Source organism: uncultured Nitrosomonas sp. (assembly GCF_902826915.1).
Classification (GTDB): Bacteria; Pseudomonadota; Gammaproteobacteria; order Burkholderiales; family Nitrosomonadaceae; genus Nitrosomonas.
In genome coordinates this window covers 1-23,024 of record NZ_CADEGP010000053.1, presented here as the reverse complement: position 1 = coordinate 23,024, position 23,024 = coordinate 1, and the positions used below count along the sequence as shown (strand labels likewise).

At 43.7% G+C, this 23,024-nt stretch carries 18 protein-coding genes and 2 pseudogenes; 8 read left to right on the top strand and 12 right to left on the bottom strand.

The genetic code is table 11. The features are described from left to right. Positions 1-141: 141 nt before the first annotated feature. Positions 142-408, top strand: a pseudogene (gene tnpA / locus QZV86_RS10030) (IS200/IS605 family transposase); the annotation flags it as partial. Here tnpA and QZV86_RS13810 read toward each other — a convergent pair. The 7 genes from QZV86_RS13810 to QZV86_RS10000 all read right to left on the bottom strand — a co-directional run bounded on the left by QZV86_RS13810 (position 376) and on the right by QZV86_RS10000 (position 10,462). Continuing rightward, entirely contained in the window at positions 376-633 is a 258-nt protein-coding gene (locus QZV86_RS13810; protein WP_366925697.1) for an IS3 family transposase, read from the bottom strand. The pseudogene tnpA and the gene QZV86_RS13810 overlap by 33 nt on opposite strands. A gap of 59 nt (positions 634-692) precedes the next feature. Beyond that, entirely contained in the window at positions 693-881 is a 189-nt protein-coding gene (locus QZV86_RS10025; protein WP_295627246.1) for a transposase, read from the bottom strand. Positions 882-1,025: 144 nt separating this feature from the next. Next, positions 1,026-2,531, bottom strand: a complete 1,506-nt coding sequence (locus tag QZV86_RS10020; protein ID WP_295627243.1) for a NuoM family protein — start codon at positions 2,529-2,531, stop codon at positions 1,026-1,028. Beyond that, positions 2,524-4,119, bottom strand: a complete 1,596-nt coding sequence (locus QZV86_RS10015) for a NuoM family protein (RefSeq protein WP_295627241.1) — start codon at positions 4,117-4,119, stop codon at positions 2,524-2,526. Before QZV86_RS10015 ends, QZV86_RS10020 begins: the two co-directional genes overlap by 8 nt. Positions 4,120-4,126: 7 nt before the next feature. Then, entirely contained in the window at positions 4,127-5,695 is a 1,569-nt protein-coding gene (locus tag QZV86_RS10010) for a proton-conducting transporter membrane subunit (RefSeq protein ID WP_295627238.1), read from the bottom strand. Position 5,696: 1 nt separating this feature from the next. Further along, a complete protein-coding gene (locus tag QZV86_RS10005) occupies positions 5,697-8,975 on the bottom strand; it encodes a DUF2309 domain-containing protein (protein ID WP_295627234.1) in 3,279 nt (1,092 codons plus the stop codon). 8 nt (positions 8,976-8,983) lie between these two features. After that, positions 8,984-10,462 (bottom strand): NuoM family protein, encoded by a 1,479-nt coding sequence (locus QZV86_RS10000; RefSeq protein WP_295627230.1) that lies wholly within the window; start codon positions 10,460-10,462, stop codon positions 8,984-8,986. A gap of 360 nt (positions 10,463-10,822) precedes the next feature. On the opposite strand from QZV86_RS10000, the pseudogene QZV86_RS09995 reads away from it, so the two are divergent. From QZV86_RS09995 to QZV86_RS09985, 3 genes and pseudogenes are all read left to right on the top strand, one after another. Then, positions 10,823-11,378 (top strand): annotated as a pseudogene (locus tag QZV86_RS09995) (IS5 family transposase); the annotation flags it as partial. A 241-nt stretch (positions 11,379-11,619) separates the two neighbouring features. Continuing rightward, the gene (locus QZV86_RS09990) at positions 11,620-13,641 is read left to right on the top strand and encodes a CopD family protein (protein WP_295627227.1); all 2,022 of its coding nucleotides are present in this window, start codon (positions 11,620-11,622) and stop codon (positions 13,639-13,641) included. Positions 13,642-13,662: 21 nt separating this feature from the next. Beyond that, positions 13,663-14,256: a hypothetical protein gene (locus tag QZV86_RS09985; RefSeq protein ID WP_295627224.1), complete on the top strand. Its 594-nt coding sequence runs from the start codon at positions 13,663-13,665 to the stop codon at positions 14,254-14,256. Between the two features lie 276 nt (positions 14,257-14,532). Here the strand turns inward: QZV86_RS09985 and QZV86_RS09980 are convergent, their stop codons facing one another. The 5 genes from QZV86_RS09980 to QZV86_RS09960 form a co-directional block, all read right to left on the bottom strand. Continuing rightward, positions 14,533-16,467 (bottom strand): EAL domain-containing protein, encoded by a 1,935-nt coding sequence (locus QZV86_RS09980; RefSeq protein WP_295627219.1) that lies wholly within the window; start codon positions 16,465-16,467, stop codon positions 14,533-14,535. A gap of 283 nt (positions 16,468-16,750) precedes the next feature. Beyond that, complete coding sequence (locus QZV86_RS09975; protein WP_295627216.1) at positions 16,751-17,701, bottom strand: radical SAM protein; 951 nt, start codon at positions 17,699-17,701, stop codon at positions 16,751-16,753. A 2-nt stretch (positions 17,702-17,703) separates the two neighbouring features. Then, entirely contained in the window at positions 17,704-18,750 is a 1,047-nt protein-coding gene (locus QZV86_RS09970) for a methyltransferase domain-containing protein (protein ID WP_295627212.1), read from the bottom strand. Positions 18,751-18,790: 40 nt separating this feature from the next. After that, positions 18,791-19,480, bottom strand: a complete 690-nt coding sequence (locus QZV86_RS09965) for a TIGR04283 family arsenosugar biosynthesis glycosyltransferase (RefSeq protein WP_295627209.1) — start codon at positions 19,478-19,480, stop codon at positions 18,791-18,793. Next, a complete protein-coding gene (locus QZV86_RS09960) occupies positions 19,473-20,162 on the bottom strand; it encodes a DUF2064 domain-containing protein (RefSeq protein WP_295627206.1) in 690 nt (229 codons plus the stop codon). Before QZV86_RS09960 ends, QZV86_RS09965 begins: the two co-directional genes overlap by 8 nt. Positions 20,163-20,405: 243 nt before the next feature. Between QZV86_RS09960 and QZV86_RS09955 the strand changes: the two genes are divergently transcribed. The 4 genes from QZV86_RS09955 (at position 20,406) to QZV86_RS09940 (ending at position 23,004) form a co-directional block, all read left to right on the top strand. Next, the gene (locus QZV86_RS09955) at positions 20,406-20,945 is read left to right on the top strand and encodes a CHRD domain-containing protein (RefSeq protein WP_295627203.1); all 540 of its coding nucleotides are present in this window, start codon (positions 20,406-20,408) and stop codon (positions 20,943-20,945) included. A 316-nt stretch (positions 20,946-21,261) separates the two neighbouring features. Further along, positions 21,262-21,636, top strand: coding sequence for a thiol-disulfide oxidoreductase DCC family protein (locus tag QZV86_RS09950; protein WP_295627200.1), 375 nt, complete (start codon positions 21,262-21,264; stop codon positions 21,634-21,636). Continuing rightward, positions 21,637-22,509: an alpha/beta hydrolase gene (locus tag QZV86_RS09945; RefSeq protein WP_295627197.1), complete on the top strand. Its 873-nt coding sequence runs from the start codon at positions 21,637-21,639 to the stop codon at positions 22,507-22,509. Positions 22,510-22,593: 84 nt separating this feature from the next. Continuing rightward, complete coding sequence (locus QZV86_RS09940; RefSeq protein ID WP_295627194.1) at positions 22,594-23,004, top strand: hypothetical protein; 411 nt, start codon at positions 22,594-22,596, stop codon at positions 23,002-23,004. Positions 23,005-23,024: the final 20 nt, after the last annotated feature.

The window sequence follows — 23,024 nt, the reverse complement described above, 5'->3', positions numbered from 1 at the left end:
TACAATATTGTTAAACTCAATCAGTTAGTTATGCTTTTTGAGTAAGCTCTACATAACCATGGTAATCATCTCTTAAATTCTCCTGCCTAAAATTTAGGCAGAATACGTGAATTACCTGGTCAATTTTCAACCGGTGTCAACAATCATGTTCATTTTTTAGTGCAAAGCGTTTCTTCCTATAGTGTAACAAAACTGGTAACGCTGATTAAGAGTATCACAGCAAGTGAGATATTTCGCTTGTGTCCTCATGTCAAAAAACAACTCTGGGGCGGTGAGTTTTGGAGTGATGGCTATTTTGCGAGTACTGTTGGTCGTCATGGCGATGAACACACGATAAGGAACTATGTTAAGGGACAAGGGAAAGAGTATCAAAAACTACACGAAGATAGGCAGCTTGCACTTTTCTAACTTCCCACATCTCACAGCTCTGATACCTCGCCCCTTGGGGCGGGGTCGTTCATTGACCCTGACTCCACGATCGGCTAATTCAACGGTAATGCGGGGGCGGCCATACGTACAATCGCTTGTGCGATATATAACCATGATCTGCTCGATCAAGCGGGAGTTGGTAACAGCTCGCTGGCTAGGTGCACGTTTAGCCCAGTCATAGTAACCGCTGTGCAAAACGCACACCCAGCCGACGGGCCATTGCTAATTCACGTCTAGCACATGAATACGTAATTGTTCAGCGCTCAGCTTGCGACACCGAGGCTGCCTGTGCGCGTGCCTTGCTGATATTGCGAGATCCAAGTTCTGATGGACTTAGGTGCAATATCTAGATTCCTACTAGCCTCAACTATTGTTAATCCTTCTGATTGCACTAAACAAACCGCTTCTTTCTTAAATTCTTCTGTAAACACACGACGGGGAATACGTTTCATAAAGATTCCTATCAAATTGATAAAATATCATCAACTTGCCCGCCCTCAAAATCAGACCTTACTCAATCTTCTAAAACTCGGTCGCTTGTGCAGTCGAGTTTTTTATTTAGATTGGTCGCGCTGGGCGCGTACAAAGCAACTAGCCTAAGGAGAATCAAACAGTATACGTGACAACCAAACTTCTGAAGCTGCTTTATTCACATCCAATATCATATCAGGAAAGAAACCAAACAACAGTACCAATAAGGCTGGCACACAAAGCAAATAAAGTTCACGAAGTTGTAAGTCTTGTGTCTGCCATACATCATTATGTTTAATCGGCCCAAGAAAAGCACGGCGAGTATAAGACAGCATATATGCCGCCCCAAGGATTGCACCAGACAATGCAGCAATCCCTAAGCCGGAATGTGCCATGAATGCACCAACTATCATTAACAATTCAGCAGGAAATCCACTTGTTCCCGGCAGTCCAATACTTGCAAGCATGAACAAAAAGTAAAAGCAGGTGAGTTTAGGCATCACTTTTGCAATTCCGCCTAAATGAATTAGGTCCGTGCTACCCAAGCGGTGCTGAATAAATCCAGCTATCAGTATTAAAGCGCTTGCAATCAACGTGAAATTTAGCATCTGAAATATGGCGCCTTGAACACCCTGCATATTAAATGAGGATAGGCCAATAATAACTAAACCGACGTGACTAATACTGACATAAGCAAGCAAACGCCTTAAATTGGTTTGCTGCAATGCAATCAACGCACTATAAACGAGGGTAACCGCACCTAATATAGATACCAACCAAACAAATTCAACCGCCGCCACAGGCGCTAAAGGCATAGCAAATCGAAGTATTCCATATATCCCTAATTTTAAGCCCATCAACAAGGCAACAATATGTGTCGGACCTTCCATCGCAGCCGCTGGTAACCAAGTATGAAACGGCACTAATGGCGCTTTAACCGCAAAGCCAAACAATAACAATAAGAAAACAATAGTTTGTAAATTATCTGGGAGTGGGGTCTCTAACAACACAAGGAAGCTGAATGATAGATCATAAGGAATACTTCCACCTACCTGTATCGCATGATTGGTTGCAAGAACAATCATTGCTAGCAGCAAGGGTACGCCACCAAACAGCATGAACAAAGTATATTTCATGGCAGCACTTCGACGTTGTGAGCCTATTCCCCACAATCCAATCAGAAAAAAAAGTGGTGGCAATGTCAATTCCCAGAATAAAAAGAATAACATCATGTCCAGCGCACAAAATACGCCAATGGTGATACCTTCAAGCGCCAATAACAATGAAAAATGAAAGCGCGGGTTATATTGCGTAGAATTCCAACAAGCCAGCATCGCAACTATGGTCAATAATGCAGACAAAGGCAGGAATAATACCGATATGCCATCAACACCCACGAGATACTCAATATTTAGTAAAGGTATCCAAGTATATTGCTCAACCAGTTGAAAATCGCCGCTGCGACTATCAAAGAATTGTAAAACAAGAAGTGACAAAAGTAATTCAAAACCAGCAATACTTAGTGCAATAATCTTCGCTTGTTTCGCATTACTAATCATACCGACTGCAATGGCGCCCAATAAGGGCAGCAGAATAATAAGCGTTAATAATGGAAAATCAATTTCACTCATCCTGAATGTCCTTGGTGTTAGTCAATACAGTTGTAGTATCTGTATGTTGTTCGTTATACGTAGTTGAATGCAATTCACTCATAGGTGAGACACCTTGATCAATCATATGCAGCCAAGGCGAAGTATTAACGCCGACAACTATAATTAATGAGCAAATAACCGTAGCAATTATTCCTTCGTTCTTTACTGAAGGGGGAGTGCTTGTTGTCTTTGGTGAATATAAGAAAGGACCTTGGAAACGTTTGGGTTCAGCAATAAAAATCTGCTGGAATGCTCGTAACAAAAGTGCAGCAGCTAAAACGTTACCAATCAGAATTGCAATAGAAACAAGCCAGCCATGACCTTTAATCGTACCTTCGACCAATAAATGGATACCATCAAAACCTGGTGTTCCCGGCATAACCATGGTACTTAGCGCACAAATTACGAATAAAACAGCAATCGCAGGATTCGCATCAAACATACCACCCAAACGGGTGATATAGGCAGTATGCATACGTTTATAAATCATTCCAATGCTAAATAGAATACCTGCAGTTGCAAGTCCAAAAGATAAAGAAAGTAAAACACTTCCTTCCATACCGTAGGTATTGAAGTCAAAAACCCCAATAATCAACATTCCTGTTTGGCTAATCACTGCAAAAGCCAATAAACGACGAATATTGATTTGCATCAGTGCTAACAAAGCGCCATAGAAAATACCGATCAGTCCAAGTATCATGACAAAATCGGCCCATTGCTCAGCAGTTTCTGGTATGAATGGGATCACAAACCGAATAACAGCATAAATCCCTAATTTAATACCAATTAAGAAGATTCCAGCACTGGCAATCGTTCCTTGCTCTGCTAAAATAGGTAACCATGCATGAAATGGAAATAGTGGCATTCGAATAGCAAAACCAAAAAACAAGAGTACAAAAATTAAAGTGGCATACTCAAGTTCAGTATCACTGTGACGCAGTGCAAACCAATCGAACGACAAGACTTCATTAGTACCCATCACGCCAAACCCGAGCAGCATAAATCCAGCCAAAACCATGAGTAAGCCACTACCCCAGTGCTGTAATAATAATGCAACAACCCAACGTCGATTTTGCCCAGATCCAGCACGTATTGTCATGATGACAACGGGCACTAATTCCAATAGACAGAAAAACCAAAACTGCAATGCATTCATAGCAGAAAACGCGGCAATTAAGATTGTGCCATAACCTAAAATACAAGCAATCTGGATGCGATCCGAGGAACGTCTAGTCGTTGTCGTATAGATTAATGCCACGAGCATTAAAATGGCGGTCAAAGGTATAAATAAAACACTAGTGCCATCAACGCCAACGGTGTAGGTAACTATTAAATTCTGTATTTGTTCGTATAGCTGAATACCAGGTTGCGCAGTATCAAAAACAAGCAGAAGATAAATACTAAGCAAAATTGTTAGTATCGCACCAACAAAACCAGCACGCAAAGCCAAGACCGGTGAAGGTAACAACAAAACGATGAGCATTGTTATTAATGGCACCAGCGTCAAGGTTGTTAATACCGGAAACGATGTTGCTTCCGACCATAGGGTAATATTTACAATATCCATCAAATCCTCAAATTGAAGACGCAATCATTAAAACCACGAAAACAAACAAAACCAAATAGCGTGATTTAAGTAACAATTTCTCAAAAGTATTTGCGGCATGACCGAGTTGTTTTCCAATATCAACCATTTCAATACCAATACCACGAAGCACTAGGCGCTCTTCAAACCAACTCATGGCGCCAGCCATCCATTCTAAAAGTTTGCCGGCAAACCCTCTGCCACGACCTAATTTATTCAAGTCATTATTTTGTTCTGAAGGGGATATCTTTTGCTCCAACTGTGTTAGTGATGAAATGGCTGTCGCAGCAGAAGCAGGCGATCCCATTACACGATCAATAAAATTATTGTCGAAATAATCAAGATCTTTTCCTAGGCCACTAATCGGTCTCACCAAGGTTCTATCCGCAATAGGATCTAACCAAAAACGCTGTAAAGAAATATTATATAGCCAACGTTTATTGCCAAGATGAGAAGATACTTGACGCATTGGATTGCCATTAACACTGAAAACAAGCGATGGTGAAGTCAAAACTTGATAGCCACGAACAATGACATGGGCACAAAGATGCCAGCTAGCCAACTCCCAGAATCCTAACCCACATTCAGCAACCATTAAGCCAATTTGGCCTGTGATTGCAAAACATATTGAGCTTTTGACGTCCGTCTGAGTTAATCCAATGATAAAGCTATATAGCGCCGTAAATAAACCGACAACAACTAGTAGTGCCATCACAAAGGGTGCTTTTTCAAAAATAGGCTGCAACAATATAATCAGAAAAATACCTGAATGTATCATTACTGCACCATAGAACACGGCACTTGACGGTGTAGGCCCTTCCATAGCCCTAGCCAACCACGGTGAAAACGGTAACTGCGCCGATTTTGCAAAGGCTGCGCCGGCAAAACTTAAAGCGATAACCGTTGCTGTCGCCGTTGTTAACAAATCAGCCATGTCATTTATATCTAACCAATTGGTGGTTCCGAGATAATAGAAAGACAAAGCGATACCTAATATAAAAGAGGCATCACCAATCCGGTTAGTCACGAAAACACGTGTGGCATTTATCGTGGCAACTGGACGATCATAAGCAAATGAAATTAAGAAATAAGAGCATAACCCAGCCATTTCCCAGCCAATGAAGGTTATAACTGCATTACCCGATAACGTGATTAGCATCATGCCCGTGGAAAATAGGCAGAATATGAACAAGTAGCGAATAAATCCAGGCTCTTTAAACAAATAGAAAGTTGAGAATCGAGTGACTACCACTAAAATGACTGAAAATAGAGTGGCGACAATAACACTATATCCGCTGGTAATAAAAAGTAGATCAATACTTAAATTTTTACTTCCTAACCATTGTCCAACATGATAGAAGCCATCGTTATTATTAGAAAGATCTGATACCAGTAGCGTAATAGCTAAGACACAAGATATCGATACAGCTGATCTTGCAACCAGTGCCGCCACCGCTTCTCGGTTCCCTTTTCTATTCTTATTAAATAAAAAATCCGACCCGATATAAATAGCAGCGAGTAGCGGTATTAAGGGTATTAATACGACCAAAAAATCCATTTTAAGCTCCAGGCAAATCAGGCTGTTTAATTAACACTGGTGACAGCGGCTCATTTTGATCCTGATAGTATGACATTGATGTTTCAAAGACTGGCGGTGCTTTCTCTTCAGCTTGCCAAGGTACAAACCCAGTATCACGTTCAAATATAGAAATATCACCAGAGTCAGGATCAATTGCTCCAAACAATATCCAGCCACCTCCAATAAGCTCACGAAGTGCTGCTTGACGCTCGTAAATCTGCCCAAGCACCTCAGTTTTAGCTTCGACTAAAACCTGTAATCGTAAAGGCTCATGAATTTCAACCATTTGTTTTGACAGGCCTGTACGCAAATCACTGCTCGTGCCTTCCATCACGCCAAACATGCCCGTTATATTATGTGTAATCTTTGAGCCACAACCAAAGTAATCATTATTTACGGTAGAAAAGTAGTATTCAAGATTAATACCGGCACCCACTGGGCCAACGGCTAATAACAAATTTTCTAACAATTTGCCATCTTTATCTTGCGTTGGATCATATGAAATCAAGAAAACCCGGCGATCCAAAAATGTTCCTTGTGAGATAGAGCGTCGTCCTACAATCGCAGCAGCAATGGTTGCATGATTGAATTCAGGAAATGCCTGCGAGAAATCATTAGACCGTAAGAAAACGTGCTCTTTACCTTCTTCTGGTGTTTTAGGGTTATTGGCTGAATCAAAACGGCGGCATCGTTCATGTGCAGATGCTTTACTCGCTTTTATCAAATCACTTTGAAGGGCTTCAAAATGTGGCAATGATTTTTCAGGTATGTCTTCAAGATCAAACCAAGTGAATTCATCGCTACACGTGTCATGTTCGGCACCAACAAACCAAGTATCTTCCGGCACAGTTACGCCGCGCTCCACCAACAATGCCCTAATTTCAGGGCGGTTCGCCATGGCGGCGAACAAACGTGCATTTGGTCCCCCGCGTTTTCCGCTGCATGCACCACAGTTATAAGCAAATCCATGCGGGTTATTTTGGTTTGTAGAACCATGCCCAAATAAACACACAATCGGCGCAAATCCGTAAGACAAGCCTGTCGTACGCATAAATACGGAAAGTTTGTCTGCTTGCTCGATATCCGTAAAACCATAACGAGGATTCTCAATTGTCGCAGCGACGTCGGAAGCGGGTGCATTAAACTGTAATTGTGTTGGCACCTTTTTCTCAATGGATTCTTTGATCATGCTATTAACAGATAACGCATGTTTAGGTAAAAATATTTTGCCTAATAAGTTAACAAATACCAACGGAGCTAAAGCATCAATAACCGCATGTGAAAGTATAAGGCTACGTCTTAAAGATTGGTTCATAACATACGTAATCTTTTTATAAAAGCGATTCCCTACATTATGCCCTTGAAGCGTACTTTCCGTTCCCACTCTCGGCACTTCATTAACTTCGTTCGTTGGTGTTACAGGAAGCGGACACTGTTTTTTTCTTTTGGTATCATCAAGACCTTTAAAATTCATTGGTACGCCAAAGAAACCTGCGGCACCGATGGTCTCAATTGACGGATTAATTTCCTCTAATTGGCGCCGTAAACTTTCTTCACGATCATCCATACAAGAAACTATCTGCGCTTGGGGCCTCTGTTTACGCACGGCCCATCGACCACGGTTACGATTGGCACGTAAGATCTGATAAAAATTTTCTCTGTAATGATATTCGTAAGCATAAAGCCATACGTTGCCACGCTTGTCCGCAGTAAATTCTTCTAATACTGCCAACATATCAAGCAAATCTTTTTTCTGGATATGTATAAGATGCGTCGCATTAATTCCCAAATGCTGGCATAAGCGAAATAAACGCCACCCTGTATTAAAAGCATTATGCTCTATTTTGTTTTCGGCCATAGGACTGAACTGCCACGTCCACACTAGGTCGGCCAATTCCTTCCACTCAGTTTGATTTTGACGCTCAGAACCCGCACGTTGTAGGAGATTGTTTGCTAATTGGGTAATATATTCGGGTAATTCACCTTGGTACAATTGGGATCGAACCGTGAATTCTGACAGGTTTTTATTGAAATAATACTGTAATACACTGATTTTAGGCTCAACATCCCAGTTTTCACGGCAAGCTTGTGTAAGCCATAATCTATCCAATGTTAAACGAATCGCCAGATAATCGGCTAAATGTAATTTTGACGGACCACTATCGGGTAGATAATTCGGGTTATGCTGTCGCCAACTAATCATGCCTGACCAACCTGGCAGCTCAAACGCAAGCAAGCGTAAATACCCTTCCCATTTTTCTTCTGGAATTTCCAAGTTTGTTAACTGCATAATAATACAGTCAATCGGATCGTCAGGTGCTTCTGAGATCACTTGCTGCCAATCAGGGATATCATGCAAAAAAGGATTGGCATCAAAATAAACAACCTTTCGCCAAGCAGTGTACAAACCATGTTCACAATCAGGTAATTTCCAGGCCGACACACCTTCATCTAAGGCAGAAGCACATATACGAATTAACTGCGCACGAACAGAGAACAGAATGTCAGTTCCTGTGAGCGCCTTTACGAAATCACGTAGCGTCATACTGTCACCCAGCTGCGCTAACATCTCTTCGAGTTTAATCTCAGCATCTTGGCGCATCTTCTGATGAACCATCAAATCATCACCGCCTGACTGAGCCATGCGTATTTTATCAAGCCAGATAATTGCTTGTTCTTCTGACAAATCAAGCATATTCTCAGGATGTAATGATGCTTGTTCCAACTCAACTTTATCTGAAATATGATTCCATATTGACCTGACAACTTCTTCTTCACTCATGTCAGTTGCCAGCAATTGTTCGCGCTTCACTTCTGGAACATCAAATTGAATTTTTTTTAGCGCTTCTAATTCCTCAATTTGCCAATTTAACTGACTGTCAGATATACCATGTAAATCATATAACAACGCGACACGATAAATATCGTTCCTTGTAATCGTTACTTGATCAAATTTGCAAACAACTTGTTCAGCCTGTAATACAGGATTGTGCGCGATTGATGCAGCTAAATCTTCATCGGTAATTGATCCTTTCAGGTATAGCGCCCTGTTACGATCATCTGATAAATAGCCATGAATACCGGTTAGGGTTTCAACTTCTTTCACAGCGCTTTCAAATGGCAAATGCTGAAAACCATGAATCGTATTGTGGTGAACGAATTCACGTATTGTTGCTTGCCCAGGTAGCAGATGGGCCAAGTGATCTAAATACGCTAGAATCTGCTGCTTCTTATCGGGAAACTCAGAATTTTCTTGCATTGCTAATCCTAATCTTGTTGAATACTTAGACTGATAATGTCATTCATTTGATTTACTGTTGCTGACGACAAATCAATCAGTAACGAAGGCCATAAACCAAATAGCAAAATACTTCCAACCAATATACTCGCAGCTATTAATTCGGGTGTTCGCAAATCTTCAATTTCGCGCATTTGTGGTTTGACAGGGCCCGTGAATAACATGCCAATTGTCCGCATGGCATAAGCTGCGCTGATGAGTATGCTAAGACCAAGAAATACCATTAAGAACCCCCACTCTTGAAAACCACCAATGAATGTATGAAGCTCAGCGACAAAACCAACCGTGCCTGGAAGCCCCATGGCTGCGAATAGTGTAATAGTCATAAATAATGCGAAACGCGGCATGACTCTAACCAAAGAACTGTAATCCAGAATGTTACGTGTATGAGTTCGCTCGTAAAGCAAACCAACCAGTAAAAACATTGCACCTGCAATCAATCCATGCGCGGTCATTTGTAGCACGGCAGCGGTCATCCCAGTTAAATTTAGAGTAGCGATGCCTAGCAATACAATTCCCATGTGACTAACCGATGAATAAGCTACCATTGCTTTTAGATCTGTTTGTCGCCATGCCAATAAGCCACCATAAATCATGCCGAACAAGGCAATAAAAACGAGAATCGGTTGCAATGTTAGCGCCGCATCAGGCAGCATAACAATGGCTCTTATGAGTCCATAAGCACCCATTTTTAACAAGATGCCGGACAGCAAAATACTGATTGGACTCGGAGCCTCTACATGGGCAAGCGGTAGCCAGCCATGTAATGGAAAAATAGGCATTTTGACACCAAAGCCAATCAAAAATCCAAATAACACCCATATTTGCTCATCTTTCGGCATACTTTGTGCTGCCACACTCATTGAAGCCATCAATGTACTGCTGTGAGGGGGCATGTATTGACTAATCGCGAATAGACTCATCAACATAAAAATTGATCCGCCCATCGTATAGAGTACAAAGTTAAGACTTGCCACATGGCGTTGAGCACCTCCCCAACGGCCGATCAATAAAAATAAAGGCGCTAAGGTTACTTCCCAAAAGATGTAAAACAAAGACCAATCTTGTGAAAGAAATACACCCAGCATACCCAACTCAAGGAGAAGAATTGAGATGTGATATCCTTTAACGCCGTGGGAAATATTGAACGATGCAAGTAATGCTATAGAAGTGAGTAAGCTTGCTAAAACTACCATTGGCAGTGATAAACCATCAATGCCGAGGGCAAAGTGACTGCCTAATTTTGGATTGAATATAAACTGCTGTTCAAATTGTAGAGTGCCATCATGTATGTTGAAACTGAAAACCAACCAGCAACTGATTAAAAAAGCAATTGTTGCAAACAAGTTGGCAATAAAACGTATTTGAGTTGTATTCTGTTTTGGTGTCAACGCCAGAAATAAAATACCAATTGCAGGCGCTGCAAGTAATAGACTGAGTATCCCCATTGAATCATTTGCCTTTTTTTGTTTTTGCTAGATGCATTTGTTTAATTTTATAAAATAAATAATTAATTTATTAGGAATTCTTAACTCTAGTTTGCTCTAATTATGAATCACAGTTTGTATTGTAGGGAGAATTTATTTTCGTATTTTATTCATAATGGATAAATATCCCCGTCCATCGGTAGGGAAGGCTAACACAAGCAATGTGAATAATTTGTGATAATAAAGTGAATAATTCGTGAAGAATGGCGAGTAATTTTTTTGCTGTTGAAGAAGTTAGTAAAATAGCTTAAAAGGCATGACTGTACTTGGATGATAGCGGTCTTATTTTTGTTCGGTAGAGCTAAATAACGTAGCTGTTATAATGCTGTTTTCTGGATTATGCGCACGGACGCACCGTGGCGGGATTTGCCGTCGGATTACGAATGGCTTATGATTATTGACACCAGCCATTGCAAGGTTCACCTCCATGCTGCTGAGGCCAGAGGCGGAAATCAAGACATGAGTCGCACAAAAGGAGGGTAATACCAAGATGCATCTGGCCGTGGATGCGCATGGTATGCCGATCAGAACTCTCATTACACGAGGTACCACAGCGGATTGCACGCAAGCTGATCGCCTGATCGAAGGGTTTGACGCGGATTATTTGCTGGCAGATCGCGGTTATGACAGCAACGCAATTATTGAACAGGCAAGGAGGCAGGGTATGGAGACCGTAATTCCCTCAAAGAAAAACTGCACAGAACAGAGGTCTTACGACAAAGAGCGCTATAAATTGCGGCATCTTGTTGAAAATGCTTTTCTTCATCTTAAGAGATGGCGCGGTATCGCCACGAGATACCCCAAAAAAACCGCCTCTTTCCTCGCCACTGTGCAAATCAGATGCATCGCTCTCTGCGATACTGAATTGCTTTCATGATGCGTTGGTAGTCGATTTTTCATTGCCCGATAAAATCAGCAATACGCAATCGTATAGGCAACTTTAAGTGCTCGATGGTGTGCACACGAGTAGGCTTGAATATCTCTCCACTCAAGGTAGAATGTTTTCATATATTATCTGAACCCAGAAAACCCTGAATTACCTGCTGATCGAGTTGCTGTCTATGCAATCTATTTCGCAGGTATTGTCACAATAATAGAAATGGCCTTATCGTAATAACATGATTGAATTCATTGCTGCATTTGCTCGGTGGTCACAATTGACTGCCAATTTAATTTTATTTGGAAGTTGTGTTTTTCTGTTTATTATTGGTCAGCAGAAAACATTATTTGAAGCTGCTTGGATCGTCCGGTTGGAAAGGTGTTTTCCATGGATGGCGGGTGCCGTCTTACTTGGATTGATTGGCATCCTGGCTATCACGACAGGTGAAGCAACGGGAATTGTTGCTAATGTTTGGAGTCCACTTGCCTGGCTGGAAATCGTGCAGAAAACGCAGATTGGTTATGTTTGGGTGGTTCGCGCGGCGCTGGCAAGTGTGCTATTGATGGCCATTCTTGCTCTTCGGTGTGCTAACCGGGAAAGATGGCATTATCTTTTATGGGCTGTTGCTGCTTCGCTTCCGCTGATAGCGGGTACGCTGATGAGTCATTCCAGCGCGGACGAGATGTCGTTTGCAGCGATTGCTCCGTATGCGGTGCATATATTGCTGGCAGGCGTTTGGTTTGGAGCGTTACCGGCTGTTCTGCTTGTTTTATACAGTAGCCACAGTGCATCCGGTAAAGCAATGGGCTTGGTAACGGCAAGTTATCTGAAAAAATTCTCAGTCATTGCAGCGCCTGTCATGTTGCTGTTGGCGGTGACCGGTTTGATTGTGACCGATCGCTTGGTTGAAACTTTTTATCATACCCTGGTTGCCAGTCCTTACGGCTGGTTATTAATCGCCAAGTTAAGTATTCTGGCGGTCATTTTGGTGATTGCATATCAAGTACGTTACCGGTGGCTTCCCAAGTTGTCTGAGGACAGTATTGAACAGAACAATCGCAGCACTAAATATCTAAGGCAGTGGGTCGGCATTGAGTTCTTTTTAGCAGTATTGTTGGTACTGCTTGCAACCATTCTGGCCAATACGCTCCCTGCCAAGCATACGATGATTGAGAATTGGCCTTATCCGTTCCGTTTTTCGATCAATGCAACCTGGGATGAGCCGTATGTGCAAGAAATGGTGTGGTCCGGAATTGTGTTGTTTCTCATCGCATTGAGTACTATCTGGTTGGGTAAAAAGAATCACTGGAATCGCATGGCAAAGATTTTAGTGCCTAGTTTGCTGGGAATGAGTTCGATGGCGATTGCTTTGCCGCCTTTAGCGATTGAAGCTTATCCTGAGACTTATTTGAAACCGACAATCCCTTTTGATGCGATCTCCATTGTTAATGGTTCCAGGTTGTTTGCAGAAAACTGCAGCAACTGTCATGGACCGCAAGGCAAGGGTACTCAGCCTGTGGTCGATCCCGACGTGCGTGACCCTACCGATCTGTTGACGCAACAACATACGGCAAAATATACCGTAGGTAACGTTTTTCATCTGTTAACGCGCGGTATCCCTGGAACGCAAATGCCGGGTTATGCAGCAACTTTATCCGAAGATGATCGCTGGGATTTGATCAATTTTCTTCATGCACTGTCGCGTGGTTTTGATGCGCGCTTGTTGGGGAGTATGATTTTACCTGAGATGCCTGTCATCTCATCGCCGGTATTTAATTATGCAGCGAATGATGGTTCCAGTGGCAATTTAAAAGATTTCCGTTTGCAAAAGAATGTATTGCTAGTGTTATTTTCTTGGCCTCAATCTAAAGAACGCTTTTTTCAATTGGCTGCTGCATATGACAGAATCAAGGCGCTAAATACCGAGATTCTGGCGGTTCCAATTCGTGCGCTGAGTCAAGCGGAGTTGGAGCAAGTTGCTGAAATTGCTAATTTTCCTGTGGTAATCGAGGGTTGGTCGGAGATCAAAGATAGTTATTGGCTCTACCGCCGAGTTAGAACGGTTCCTGATTTGTCGGGTAAAGGAATGTTTCCTGGACATATGGAATTTATTACCGATCGTTTTGGTTACTTGCGCGCACGATGGGTGGGCCAATTCGAAGGATTTGGTTGGCAAAATTTCGATGCTTTGACACTGCAGTTGAGGCAACTTAATCAAGAAGATGAAATCATGCCGCCACCCGGTGAACATGCGCATTAAAGTTCTTACAAGGAGATTGAGATGAACAATATGAAATGGAAAAAATTATGCCAGGGTAGCCTTACTCGGAAGTTCATGTTGTTTTGGATTGTCGGGCTACTATGCATTGCTGCATCGCATGGATGGGCTGGCAATTCGGAAAGGCAAACATTGAAAACGGTTGAAATCGAGGGTATTTCAATCAATACACCACTAGAAATGATTGCGGATATTCTACAAGCGCGGGATTACATACAGATCAAGGAGTCTTTGTATACAAAACAGGAATATGCGGATAAAGGGCGGAGTACTATTTCTCGTGTGGAAATCGATGATAATTCAGCTTTTCGTCAAATCACCTATTATCGCGGCATGAGCGGTGGGCGGAACAAAAGCCCCACATCGCGTGATGCACCGATTCCTGATTCCGATATCGGCATGGCGCAACAGCTTTATCATTTAGTTTGTACGGATATTGCAGAAGAATTGGAAAATGCAAGAGTGTGCGATCCTCTCACTTCGACCGATATCAGGTTTGGTCGTGCACAGTGGATTCAAATCGACGATCATTTTTCTGCCATATTGACTGCATCGGATACCAATGCAACCATTGGAATAAGATTTGCAAGGAATTGATATGAAACAAGGACAATGCTAAGTGAGCTGCATCTGAACGATAATAGAGAAATGAAAAAATTAGCGATGTATACAAAGTGCCATCGATTTCCATTTGAAATCATACAATGTGCAGTTTAGTTCTATTATTGATTTAACTTAAGCTCCTATAGCGAGCTGAAATAAGGGGGTGTGTCTTGGAAAAGAGTAACGTCAGACTTAAAGTCTGTAATTGAATATTTATTTTCAAATTTACTTAACTTGACAATACATTACGGACAAATATGCGCAGCATCCTTACACCGGCATACGCACCCACTCGCTTTCCCAATTGCTGAATTCCTCTGCTGGCATCGGCATGCTGATCAGATAGCCTTGCGCCACATCGCATTCCAATGTTACCAGGAGATCCCACACAGCCTGACTATCGACTCCTTCCGCCACTACCTCCAAATCCAGATTATGCCCAAGTTCAATGGTTGAATGCACAATCACAGCTGAATCATTGTTTGCTTCCATTGGCATGACAAACGACTGATCAATCTTGATTGAATCTACTGGCAGTTTTTGCAAATAACTCAAGCTCGAATATCCCGTGCCAAAGTCGTCAATGAATAATCGGGTCCCAAGTTTCTTTAGCTTGGTTAATGTCTCTAATGCGATTGACGGCTCTTCCATTAAGGTGCTCTCGGTCAATTCAAATTGAATCAGCTCCGGACTAATATTCCAAGTGGAAAACAGACCTTTGATACGGTCGATAAGCATAGGGTCATACAAATCATGCGCGGATAAATTCACCGATAAGGCCTGCTCTAACCCTACCTCATGCCAGGCATAACTTTGACTAAAAACTGCATCGAGCATCCAATGCGTCAGAGGAGTAATTAAACCGGCATTTTCAGCGAGCTTGATGAACTCCGTGGTTGCAAGCATGCCGTGCACAGGGTGCTGCCAGCGCACCAAAGCCTCTGCTCCACACACCCGTCGCGAAACAATGTCGACTTTGGGCTGACAATATAGCAATAACTCTTTTCGTTCAATCGCTTGACGAAAATCCCCCATCAAGGAAAGACGTCGGGTACATTCTTGTTCCTGTCCTCCTGTATATATGGCGTAGCCGCCCCGGGAAGGACAGACATCATTTGTAGCCGCATTAGCACGTCGCAACAAGATATCCGCTTCGATAGCGTGAACTGGATAAAGGGCAATGCCTATGCTGACGCGCGGATCGACCATTAGACCCGCTACTTCCACGGAGTCGTGCAAGACATTAGCCAGCCGCTGTGCAGCTTGAATAGCATCACCAGATCCTCCACTGGGCAAGAGCAAAGCAAACTCGCCTTCACCGACTCGCGCCAGGAAATCACTAGTTTCCAGGCTGCGCTTTAGCCGCTGAGCCAGTTGTTGCAGCAATTGATCTCCCGAACCATAACCTAGGATTTGATTGATGCCACGCAGCCGGACAATACTCATATGCAAGAGAGCGAGAGGATGATGATTATTTTTTGCAGTTTGAATGGCATCTTGCAAGCGCTCAAGCATGAAGGTGCGATTGGGCAATTCAGTCAAGGAATCATAATAAGCCAGCCGTGCAATGGTAGCTTGGGCTGTCTGATGCTCAATGCGCATGCGCAGGTTGGTGATGCCATAAGCCAAGTCATCGGCCAATTCGCTGAGTAACTTGACTTCTTCTTCATCGAACGCATCAGGTTCGATTGCACCCATAACCAAGGCACCAAGCACCTGCTCATTAACGCGCAAAGGAAAAGCGGTAACTGCAGCATAACCGGCCTTGATTGCATTTTCGCGAAGAGGAGCATAAGCGGGGGCAGTGTAGACAGGGTCAGTGAGGATATTCCTGCCCACACAGGGCTGGCCTGTGCGAATCGCAGTAGCTGTAGCGGAGCGTCCCATTTCTGTATCGGCCCATGTGTATTGTAGCGCCTCCACAAATTCTTTATCGACTCCAATACTTGCCATCCAGTGAAGACTCTTATCTTCGTCGTGTTCTGCATATACGACGCCAACCATGCGATAACCACCCTTTTCCACGATAACTTGGCACATATCATGCAGCAATTCTTGCTCGTCTGAGGCATGCAATAAAGTATGATTGCCAGCGCTCAAAGTTCTGAGGGCACAAGTGACGCGCTCGATTATCGTTAGTAGTTGTTCATTCTTTGTCACTGAATTATGACTTACTGTATTGGTTTCTTTGGCAGAGTATGCCATAGTCCATCACCTCTAGATTGTAATAGCTTCATTATAGTCGGCAGATTCGTTTCTGGCTGAAGTCAATCTTAAAGTGGGATATACTGATTTTTAGTCATCAGTTTGTGTCAGTATGATGACAAGCCATTTTCAGGGACTGCCATATTAAATGCACTCAAATGCCATGATGCCGCCTTCCGTATCCATCGGCTCTTTTCTAGGCACTGGATGTTATTCTCATTACGACATTAAAAAACGGCAAGTCAAGAATAAAAGAACTCAAATAATCAATGATATTTAATTATTATCGCTTCATTTCACTGCACGAAGCGCCAAACTGAAAACAACTGTAACACCGATGGTGTTTCATACTCACCGGTTCTTGCAGACTTTCAGTCAGAGTTCGCCCTAACACATAATCAGCATCGTCATCGACCAGTGTGCACGCATAAACCTTGCATTCACCGGCATTCTTCACCACCATACGGCTAAAAGCGCACATGAATTCACGCCGGGTTGATTCGGTTTGATAATCCACCATGCAACTCTGTGTAATCTGGGGCGCAGGAACGATACTATTAGGTGGATAAAATTCAGGAAATTCAATTCGCGGTAAATTTTCTGGTAAACCCGCGCCGCGAAAAACCTCTGCAAAGCACTTAGCTACTTTACTTGCCGACAAACCAGCAATTTTCTGACTTGCCACGGATACACTGAATCCCAACTCATTCAAAGCATATAAACCATCCAGCGCCATCGAAAACATCCCCTTACCACGGGACCGATCATGCTCATCCGCCAGGAAATGATCAAGGCTAACTCGGAAATGCACAGCATGGGGATGTTCACGCATTGACTCCAATTGCGACAAACGCTTGATCAGTGGTTCCGTAGCGTTAGTCAGCACCATGCAGGGACGATGCTGCAATGCATAATCCAGAATATGTACTATGTCTTTGTTAACAAAAGGCTCTCCACCGGTAAAAGAAAATTGCTTAACGCCTAGAACCATCGCTTCGTCAATATATGGTTTAGCATCATCGAAACGCATCAGTTGCAGGCGATCATCACCAGGTTTTGATCCTTCCAGGCAGAAGGGGCAAGCTAAATTACACGCGGTGCCGGTGTGAAACCATAATTCCTCCAAAGCATGCGAACGGATAAAGCCATGCGGCTTGTCATCGTGTGTGACATACCATGATTTGGAGCGATGAGTGTGGGGTTTTCCAGATGTTGGTAAAACAGTGGCATTCATGTTCAACAGCATCCGCTGGTCTGTCCGTCAGTGGTTGCATCTGCAAACGGAATGCCCATGCCACAACCGGAGAAAATACCGAAATGCTGATCAAAGTTACCATAAAAATCGAAGTGCTCTCTGAATCGCGTGTCATGCAGCATACGCCAGGTATTCCCACACACTAGAAACTGCTTGTCAGCTTCAATAAAATGATGCTTATCCAACCGAAATGCATGAGGATGATGAGGAATCGTGCCTCGATATACCACCGATTGTCCATGATCCTCACAAGCCGGCTCCAGATCGTGCAATTTAAACAGCCGATAAGTTGCCGAATAAAAATGAATATTCCCGGTTTTGTCGGATAACTCAGAGTTATTAATGCCAATTGACCGATCTTCGACCAAACGCGGATCGGCAAAACCATTCTTGCGCGCCAGTTGCAAAAAATCATTCCAATACAGTGCGCCGCTTAAGCATTCGCCATACAGTACCGGATCGTGCGTCAATTCCGCTGGAATACGCCGGTCGCTGTAGACATCGGAGAAATACAGTTCCCCACCAGGTTTCAATGTACGGAAAGCTTCACGCAATACCGCCGCCTTATCTGACGCTAGATTAATGACGCAATTCGATACGATTAAATCCACGCTGGCATCCGCCAATGCAAGCTCGTGCAACCGTTCGATATAGCCGTGCAGAAAGCGCACATTGCTGTGTTTGTAGCCGAAGGCTTTCTGGTGGTGTTTTTCATGCTGACGGGCAACCGCCAGTTGCTCTTCAGTCATATCCACGCCAATGATTTGTCCTTTCTCTCCGACTAATTGCGATAGCACATACACATCTCTCCCCGCACCGCACCCTAGATCCAGAATGGTTAATCCCTCCAGTAATTCAGGCAAAACCAAACCGCAGCCGTAATAACGTGCTCGCACTTCCGCATGCACTCGATTCAGCAGCGGTTTGATAAAATGCGGCAATCCTGTGTCTGTGCAACACGCATCAGTCAATAAATCCTGAGTTCCTGTAAGGGTTTCACCATAATATTTTTGCACAATCTCTTGCATGATATTCCTTCACATTGGATGATTTGCATCATTATGTCATTCACGAGCCAATTTTAGAATGGTATTTTTCAGCGAGTTCCTGAGGCGTAACGCCACGCATAAAATTCCAGGCCAATTTACGATTATGCCAGGTACGCCGCCACCAACCATCACGCCGCCACCGACGCGTATCGACAAAAACAGGCTCGGACAATGCTAAAAACTTACCACAACGACGAGCGGATTGCACTAAAGGCACTTCCTCAAACAGCGGCCACGGCGCATGTCCGCCTATTTGTTGATAAACTAAGCGTTTGATAAAAATTCCTTGATCACCATAGGGAACACCGAAACGGCATCGTAGCGCTATCGCCGGTTCCAAAATAAAAGCTTGCCAAGCACGCGGCTTGGCAAAGCGGAAACGAAAATAACCACCAATTGCACCTCGTGCTAACGCACTTGATATCGCTGCCACCGGATCGGTAGAGAGTTGCGCATCCGCATGCAGAAACCACAACACGTCACCTTTGGCCTGCATTGCGCCAAGGCGCAATTGCTGCCCACGGCAAGGCTCACTCACCAACCGCTGTATCCTGAACTGTTTGCAAATATCTAAGCAGTGGGCGCTATTGGCAGCATCAACGATAATGATTTCACACGGCTTATTCGGTAATTTCTGCAACTGCCTCATTAAACGCGCTAAATTTTCATCATCATAATAGCAAGGGATAATGACACTATACTTAACCATAAGGTATCTTTGTAGATGAAGTGATCTTATCAACAAGCTCCAACAATGCACGGCGCGCGGGTCGTTCATCTTGTCGCAGCAAACGAGTCAGCGCTATCAAATCTTTTAACTCATCGACATCACGCCCTTGTTTTATCGTCATCACGGATTGTCCGGCATTGCGGCAAATATCCATCAAAGAGAGGCCTAAACGACTGCTGCTCCACGGCAAAGCAGCCAAGTCCGGCCATGTACATCGATTGGCCATAAGCACGACACCACCATCGAGGGCTGGAATTAACACAACATCATGATATTGCAATGCAGCACAGGTCGCCTCGTAATCAACTGAAGTCAACCCCGGTGCGTCACTGCCGATAAATACCAATTGTTCCATGCCTTGCGCACGCAATGCCCGATCTAATGCATTGAGCCGCTGTCCTAAATTGCCTGCCACCTGCGGCATGATGGTTCCCGGAAAATACGTCGGCACTGACAAGGCTTGCGCCCATTCCATATCTTCTTGATTGGCGGGCGCAATGATCACCGGGCCAGGCCAATGACATGTGTCTTCCAGTGCACATGCTAACAATGCATCAGCAACCTGCTGCGCCAATTCCATACCTAGACTCGCAGCCAATCTTTGCTTACCTATGCCGAGAGCCGGTCGCTTACACAGTAAAACAAGAACAACTTTGCTCATGGAGTCATAACTTTAAATTAATAAACAGCCTATTGGCAAGACCAAGGGGAATCGCAAGTTTACTACTTAATCTAACTATTGCGATTGGTGCTTGAATTCACCATACTATAGCTGCGCCGAAGAGTGTTTGGCGTTGTTCTTCGCAAGCACAAGGATTCTTAATTTTGAACCCGAATACCGCCTTGAGTTTTAAATTAGAAATATCGCTATCGAAAGGTGGTTATTCTATAAGGAGAATAAATCATGAAGAAACTGTATATTAATCTGTTTTTATTGATAATATTGTTTTTTGGATTGAGTTCTGCATATGCTGCAAATGAATTAAAATTCAAGGCGGGCTTAAGTGGCGCGCAAGAGGTTACCACTCCCGCAGGCGGAGTTGCTGCTGATACTACCGGCGCAATCGAAGTTGAATTTGATTCGGCGTTAACCAAAGCGCAGTTTCGTCTTACTGTTCGTAATGGTTCTGGAGTAACGCAGGCACATTTTCACTGTGCATCTGCGGGGGTGAACGGGCCGATCGTGGCTTTTCTTTTCGGTCCTGTAGATCCGCCAGTGGATGTGGGCGAAGGTTCAGTTGAAGTTGCCTTGGATAACAGCGATATCGTATCGCCTGAAACACCTGAGGCTATTGAAGCATGCGGCGTGCCGCTTAATAACATCGCTTCTCTGGCTTTTGCAATGCGAGGCGGAAAAATCTACGCGAATGTGCATAGTACGGCTTTCCCAGCAGGTGTGATTCGGGGGCAGTTGCTAGAAGAAGAGAGCAGCAATGATGACTAAGGCTCAAGTCAGTAAAAAGGAAAGGCAGTTTATTATTATGATCTGATGACAAATGGATTATAGAAATAAGGTAACAAATTAGTATCTGAAGTTAGATCAAATACCGTTGTGCTGGGTATTTCTTGCCCAGTACAACGCAATTGCGTAAGACATAATAATCACACAATGAAGTACCCGTTGTAGACCTTAAACATTTGGCACCCTCATTGTTATTTTTGCCGGCTACATCGCTTGGATTATTACAATAAGAAGGGGCATAAGATGTAAGGCCTGATCTCGGTATCCTTGCCGTTTTGGTATCTAATCAAGAGGGATTATGATGCGTGAGGAAAAAGAAAAGATCACCGTTTATTATGATGGCGCATGCCCCAGTTGTATCAAGGATCGAGAAAACTATGAAAAGCTGGCAGGAAAAAATGGGAAAGATGTATGCTGGTTCGATATCACTGGGCAAGACGAACATTTGCGTGGCATCGGTATTGATCCCCACTTGGCCCTGACTCAGTTGCATGTTCGTGATGAGCAACAAAAGATAGTTTCCGAACTGGATGCTTATATTTTGTTGATATCCCGGGTATTCCTGCTAAAGCCGCTGGCTTGGTTCATCGGTCTGCCCGTGATTCGGCCATTGCTGTCGTCAATCTACCACCGGATGGTCAAGCGGCGCTTGGAAAAAAGCGGGCGTTTGTAGATGGATGAAAAACGATATTTCCAGGGTGAAGATAGCGCTGAACTCGCCTACCGGCGATGGACACCGGTACAAGGTGAACGGTGTACGCCCATCGTGCTGCTGCATGGTGCTGCAAGTAACTCTACGCGGTGGTGGCATTTCGTTAAGCATAGCCGTTTGGCTAACGATCGGCTTCTGCTTCGTCCAGATCTACGCGGACACGGAGAATCCATTTGGCGAGGAGCGGCACGTATCAAAAACTGGAGTCAAGATATTGCCAGCATGCTGGATCACGAGCAGCAGGCGCAAGCTTTCGTAGTGGGCCATTGTTTGGGCGCCAACATTGCGCTTGGCTTCGCATCGCGCTTTCCCGATAGGTGTGCTGGATTGGTGCTGATCGAACCCATGGCGCGTGAAGCGGTAACGGGCATGCTTGTCTGGCTACGGCGGCTTTTGCCGGTACTGCATCTTGCTTTGGGATTGATTAAATTACTCAATCGCTTTGGTCTTTATCGACGCCAGCTCGAAACTCTGGACCTGCAGCTACTGGACCGTCGCCTTCATGAAGCCAATCATACGCAACTAAAAAAAATATTGTCAGATTACGGTTCACCTTGGCTTGACATCAAGACGATGCCGATAGTCCAGTACTTCAGTAATCTCATTGAGCTTATGCAACCTCTGCCGGTTGCTACTGTGCATTGTCCCTGCCTGGTGATTCAATCGCGCGGGCGAAGCATCACCGATGCAAAGCGCACGCAATCCGCGCTTGCAGCATTGCCACGAGTGGAGTTTGTTACCATTGACTCCGATCATTGGCTCCCGGCCACACATCCTGATCAACTTTGCGAGCTGATAGACACCTGGGTGTTAAAAAATCATACTCTCTGCTAGGCATACTATTTTTCAAATTGAGATTTGTGTAAGCAGCGGAGTAAAAATAAAAAGACCTATTTTTGGTTTTTGGGATTAATGGTATTGAATCAAGTTTGGGCGCAAAGTAGTTCAACTAATGCCGGGATGGTAGACAAAGATATAATCTTTGAACGTGTTATAAAAGATGATGAGCAGGGTAATGCTTTTTATCACGATAGCGGCACACTTTCAATTCCAAGTGTCGATGCGCTTGGACAGCCAGGCTTGTACCGAAAATTTTTCTTACAGTATGATTCAGATATTGATGCGTATAAATTGATGCGAGTTGATGCAGCTCCATTAACTGAAGATATCGTAAAGCAGATAGATCTTGTGGTGACAGACGAGAAGCCAATTCAAGTTTTTCTTAAAGTAAGCGTATATTTCAGCTATTCATGTGGGAATGCTTTGATTGTTAATCAAACAGTGGGTAGATATTTAGATAGAGCTTACTCAAAAAGCATAACTAACTGATTGAGTTTAACAATATTGTA

Coding starts and splice junctions, on each gene's coding strand:
- QZV86_RS09980 (WP_295627219.1), bottom strand. CDS start 16,467: ATGGCATACTCTGCCAAAGAAACCAATACAGTAAGTCATAATTCAGTG.
- QZV86_RS09950 (WP_295627200.1), top strand. CDS start 21,262: ATGATGCGTGAGGAAAAAGAAAAGATCACCGTTTATTATGATGGCGCA.
- QZV86_RS09970 (WP_295627212.1), bottom strand. CDS start 18,750: ATGCAAGAGATTGTGCAAAAATATTATGGTGAAACCCTTACAGGAACT.
- QZV86_RS09990 (WP_295627227.1), top strand. CDS start 11,620: ATGATTGAATTCATTGCTGCATTTGCTCGGTGGTCACAATTGACTGCC.
- QZV86_RS10000 (WP_295627230.1), bottom strand. CDS start 10,462: ATGGGGATACTCAGTCTATTACTTGCAGCGCCTGCAATTGGTATTTTA.
- QZV86_RS09955 (WP_295627203.1), top strand. CDS start 20,406: ATGAAGAAACTGTATATTAATCTGTTTTTATTGATAATATTGTTTTTT.
- QZV86_RS10015 (WP_295627241.1), bottom strand. CDS start 4,119: ATGGATATTGTAAATATTACCCTATGGTCGGAAGCAACATCGTTTCCG.
- QZV86_RS09965 (WP_295627209.1), bottom strand. CDS start 19,480: ATGGTTAAGTATAGTGTCATTATCCCTTGCTATTATGATGATGAAAAT.
- QZV86_RS10010 (WP_295627238.1), bottom strand. CDS start 5,695: ATGGATTTTTTGGTCGTATTAATACCCTTAATACCGCTACTCGCTGCT.
- QZV86_RS10020 (WP_295627243.1), bottom strand. CDS start 2,531: ATGAGTGAAATTGATTTTCCATTATTAACGCTTATTATTCTGCTGCCC.
- QZV86_RS09960 (WP_295627206.1), bottom strand. CDS start 20,162: ATGAGCAAAGTTGTTCTTGTTTTACTGTGTAAGCGACCGGCTCTCGGC.
- QZV86_RS09985 (WP_295627224.1), top strand. CDS start 13,663: ATGAACAATATGAAATGGAAAAAATTATGCCAGGGTAGCCTTACTCGG.
- QZV86_RS09945 (WP_295627197.1), top strand. CDS start 21,637: ATGGATGAAAAACGATATTTCCAGGGTGAAGATAGCGCTGAACTCGCC.
- QZV86_RS10025 (WP_295627246.1), bottom strand. CDS start 881: ATGAAACGTATTCCCCGTCGTGTGTTTACAGAAGAATTTAAGAAAGAA.
- QZV86_RS10005 (WP_295627234.1), bottom strand. CDS start 8,975: ATGCAAGAAAATTCTGAGTTTCCCGATAAGAAGCAGCAGATTCTAGCG.
- QZV86_RS09975 (WP_295627216.1), bottom strand. CDS start 17,701: ATGAATGCCACTGTTTTACCAACATCTGGAAAACCCCACACTCATCGC.